This is a genomic window from Streptomyces sp. NPDC002619, assembly GCF_042889305.1.
In the GTDB taxonomy this organism is placed as follows: domain Bacteria; phylum Actinomycetota; class Actinomycetes; order Streptomycetales; family Streptomycetaceae; genus Streptomyces.
In genome coordinates this window covers 1-2,573 of record NZ_JBIAQV010000134.1, presented here as the reverse complement: position 1 = coordinate 2,573, position 2,573 = coordinate 1, and the positions used below count along the sequence as shown (strand labels likewise).

The following is a 2,573-nucleotide window of genomic DNA, read 5'->3' as shown; positions in this document are numbered from 1 at the left end:
TGTTCACCGGTCGATCGCGGCAAACAGGGCCTGAACCGCTCTGCCATGACGGACGGTCATGGCATCCCGCTCGGCGGGATACTCGCAGGAGCGAACCGCCACGACTCCCCGCTGCACCGTGAGGACGATGCCGGCGTGTCCGAGCCAGCGCACCGGCCCGCCCCGCGTCGCGCGGGCCGAACCAGGCGGGCCCACAACCGGCTCGGGGTGCAGATGACCACGGTCCGGTACCTCGGGGTGTTCCTGGACGACCCGACGGACGTGCCGGCGGAGGGCCCGGCAGTTGGCGGGTTCGGCTCGCCAGGTGCATCCGGGCAGCAGGCGCGTCTCCGGCTCATGCCTGCATGCCGCCGTCAACCGGGAGCACCGTCCCGGTCACGTAGGAGGCGCGGTCGCTCAGGAGCCAGGCGGCGGCCTGGGCGATCTCGTCAGGGTCGGCCGCACGGCGCAGCGGGGTGCGCGCGTTGAGCTGGTCGACGACGCCGGGTGAGCGGTCGTTCCATGCACGCACCATCTCGGTCAGTGTGGTGCCGGGAGCGATGGCGTTGACGCGGATGCCCTCTGGGCCGTAGGTGATGGCGGCCGACTCGGTGAGGCTGTTGACCGCCCGCTTCATCGCACCGTAGGCGGGCAGCGTGGGGTTGCCCATCAGGCTGCCGACGGATGAGTTGTTGACGATCGCACCCGTGCCGGCGGTGGCCCGGATGGCGGCGACCTCGGCGGACATGGCCAGCCACGGACCCTTGAGGTTCACGGCGTAGACGTGGTCGAAATCCGCCTGGGGCACTTGGTCCATCGGGGCCGGCGGCACGCTGGTCGCTGCGTTGTTGAAGGCGACGTCGAGCCGGCCGTACAGGTCAATGGCGCGGTCGACGGCGGCACGGACACTGGCCCCGTCGGCCAGGTCACACACCGCGTACTCGGCGGTGCCGCCGGCCGCCCGGATTTCCTCGGTCACCGCCTTGAGCTGGTCCTCCGTGCGGGCCGCGAGCAGCACCCGGGCGCCCTCCCGGACAAACAGCCGCGCCGCGGCGGTGCCGATACCGCGACCGGCACCGGTGATGAAGGCAACTTTGCCGGCCAGCAGGCCCACGGCGGCGGGGGTGGAGGTGTCGGTGGTCTGTGCGTTGTTCATGGCAGCGAGCCTGCGTCCAGCCGCGGAGCCGATCCAGGCACCAGCGGTACCTGGATCGGCTCCGCGGCACCCGTGCACACTGGGTGGCGTGGACAGACGAGAGCTGGCCGGCTTCCTGCGCAGCAGGCGTGAGCGCATCACCCCTGCCGACGTGGGTCTGCCTGCCGGGCCGCGCCGCCGCACCCCGGGGCTGCGCCGCGAGGAGGTGGCGCAGCTGGCGTTCATCTCGACCGAGTACTACACCCGGCTGGAGCAGGCCCGCGGCCCGCGCCCGTCTCGCGAGGTACTCGCCGGTCTGGCCCGGGCCCTGCGCCTGTCGGACGCCGAGCGTGACCACCTGCACCACCTCGCCGGCGCCCCGCCCGGCCCGCCGGCCGGGCCCTCACGTGAAGTGCGACAGAGCATCCTCGACCTCCTGCGGCGGCTGCCGCACGCTGCGGCGATCGTGCTGTCCGCGACCTACGAGGTGATCGCCTGGAACGACCTGGCGGCCGCCCTCCTGGAGGACTTCTCCGCTCTGCCCCGGCACGAGCGCAACCTCGTGCGCCGGACCTTCCTCGCACCCCAATCGCGGGACCGGCTGCTGTACGACCCGTCCGACGCGGAGGCGTTCGCCCGCGCCGCGGCCCGGCACCTGCGTGCCACCGCCGCCCGCTACCCCGACGATCCCGAGGTAGCCACGCTGGTAGACGACCTCCTCGCCGGCAGCGCGGAGTTCGCCCGGCTGTGGGCCGCCCACGACGTACGCGCCGAGCCCACCCTGCGCAAAACCGTCCACCACCCGCTGATCGGCCCCATCACCGTCAACTGCGACGTCCTCGACATCACCGACCGAGACCAACAAGTCGTGATCTACACGGCCGAGCCCGGCTCCCCCGCAGAGGAGGCGCTACGGCTGCTGTCGGTGATCGGCACGCAGCCCATGGACGTACCCGGCTAAGAGCTCGCGCAGATGGGCGGGTACTCAGGGGTGGCGCTTGGGGCGGTCGTCCCAGCGGTGGGTGGTCCAGGCCCGGCGGAGCAGGCTACGGACGGTGATGATGGTGTCTGCGAGGTCGAAGAAGGCGTTGACGACGGTCGCGCGGCGCTCGTAGCAGCGGGCAAGGCGGTGGAAGGCGTTCTGCCAGGCGTGCGTGCGCTCGACATGCCATCGCTGACTGGCCTGGATCGGCGCCTTCTCGCCCTTGTGCGCGATGCGACCGTGCAAGTTACGGGCGGTGAGTTCGGTGCGGGTCTTGTCCGAGTCGTAGCCGGCGTCCAGGTGCACCGTGATGTCGTCGGGCAGCGGCCCGAGGTCGTCCAGCAGGTCCAGGGTCGGCGCGAGCAGCGGGGAGTCGTGGCGGTTCGCTCCGGCCAGGACCCGGCCGAGCGGAATTCCGTAACCGTCCGTCATGCCCGAGCGTTTCATGCCCTGTTTGCCGCGGTCGACCGGTGAACG

At 71.7% G+C, this 2,573-nt stretch carries 3 protein-coding genes and 1 pseudogene; 2 read left to right on the top strand and 2 right to left on the bottom strand.

Annotated elements, in window-relative coordinates:
* A pseudogene (locus tag ACFYXB_RS45755) lies at positions 1–120 on the top strand (IS5/IS1182 family transposase); the annotation flags it as partial.
* Between the two features lie 214 nt (positions 121–334).
* On the opposite strand, the gene ACFYXB_RS45750 reads toward ACFYXB_RS45755, so the two are convergent.
* The gene (locus ACFYXB_RS45750; protein ID WP_389591423.1) at positions 335–1,135 is read right to left on the bottom strand and encodes an SDR family NAD(P)-dependent oxidoreductase; all 801 of its coding nucleotides are present in this window, start codon (positions 1,133–1,135) and stop codon (positions 335–337) included.
* An 88-nt stretch (positions 1,136–1,223) separates the two neighbouring features.
* Between ACFYXB_RS45750 and ACFYXB_RS45745 the strand changes: the two genes are divergently transcribed.
* Complete coding sequence (locus ACFYXB_RS45745; protein WP_389591422.1) at positions 1,224–2,075, top strand: helix-turn-helix transcriptional regulator; 852 nt, start codon at positions 1,224–1,226, stop codon at positions 2,073–2,075.
* Between the two features lie 24 nt (positions 2,076–2,099).
* Here ACFYXB_RS45745 and ACFYXB_RS45740 read toward each other — a convergent pair.
* Positions 2,100–2,573 (bottom strand): transposase (locus tag ACFYXB_RS45740; protein ID WP_389591420.1); only part of this gene is annotated, 474 nt, incomplete at its 5' end.

Bases quoted from the DNA above. Each gene is read 5' to 3' on its own strand.
- ACFYXB_RS45750 (WP_389591423.1), bottom strand. From the start codon at position 1,135: ATGAACAACGCACAGACCACCGACACCTCCACCCCCGCCGCCGTGGGC.